We start from the raw sequence: 743 nt of genomic DNA on the forward strand, positions 1-743 counted from the left end.
TTTAAGTTGCGCACAATTTAATTGCTTGCAACCTTACATCGAAACAACGATAGTTTGCAACTATATTGTGCACAATTTATTTTTATCGCCTTTATCGAGATTAAGCCCATGAGCCAGTGTTACTCCCCAAGTACATTGAATGCAGACGAAAAATTGTTACTAGAGAATCAAGTCTGCTTTCCGCTATACAGCGCTGCGAACGCTGTGATTCGCGCGTACCGACCGTTGTTGGACGCACTTGATCTCACTTACTCGCAGTACTTGGTAATGATGGTATTGTGGGAAAAAGATGGCACGAGCGTAAAACAGCTGGGATCACAGCTTCACCTCGATTCAGGAACGCTCACCCCGTTGCTAAAACGCTTAGAAGCAAAAGGCTTTGTGAGCAGAGGAAGAAGTGAAACCGACGAGCGCGTACGCGTATTGAACCTTACCGAAGCAGGCAGAGCACTTAAAGATCAGGCGAAATCCGTCCCTGATGCCATTGCCTGTAAGTTCACGTTGGATCTAGAAGAATTGGTGACGCTAAAAACGCTCTGCGAGAAAGTGCTCGATAAGCTCAGCTAACCGCCAAGCCCTTTATAAACTCCTCTCAATAGCTAAAAGCCTGCCATTGCAGGCTTTATTGATCTCATTGCTTTCAGACACTCTTTCTACTGCCATTCTTCAATAAAACCTATCAGCTTCTCACGTCTATAATCGGATTTCCCTATTAACGAAAATAGGATTTGTCTATCAATAGG

The 743-nt window shown here is 44.1% G+C and carries 1 protein-coding gene; it reads left to right on the plus strand.

Features of this window, described 5'->3' with window-relative positions; all coding sequences use genetic code 11:
- Nucleotides 1-108 precede the first annotated feature (108 nt).
- Nucleotides 109-567, plus strand: coding sequence for a MarR family winged helix-turn-helix transcriptional regulator (locus R7Q48_RS27030; RefSeq protein WP_005477506.1), 459 nt, complete (start codon nucleotides 109-111; stop codon nucleotides 565-567).
- The last annotated feature ends 176 nt before the right edge of the window (nucleotides 568-743 follow it).

It is taken from the genome of Vibrio sp. 378, from assembly GCF_033339435.1.